Consider the following 255-nt stretch of genomic DNA (forward strand, 5'->3'; position numbering starts at 1 on the left):
GTGGGCCCGGCTGCGGTCGACGATCGCCGCGCACGGTCTGCGGAACTCGCTGCTGGTCGCGATCGCGCCGACCGCGACGATCGCCTCGATCGCCGGCTGCTACGAGTGCATCGAGCCGCAGGTGTCCAACCTGTTCAAACGCGAAACCATGTCCGGGGAGTTCCTGCAGATCAACACCTACCTGGTCGGCGAGCTGAAGGCGCGCGGGCTGTGGACGGCACCGGTCCGGGAGCAGATCAAGCGGGCCGAGGGGTC

1 pseudogene is annotated in these 255 nt (G+C 68.6%); it reads left to right on the forward strand.

The features are described 5' to 3' along the window. Window positions 1-255: pseudogene (locus ACFHWU_RS29645) on the forward strand (ribonucleoside-diphosphate reductase subunit alpha); the annotation flags it as partial.

Origin of the sequence: Micromonospora sp. LOL_015, from assembly GCF_048060275.1 — a bacterium.
Taxonomy (GTDB): Bacteria; Actinomycetota; Actinomycetes; order Mycobacteriales; family Micromonosporaceae; genus Micromonospora_E.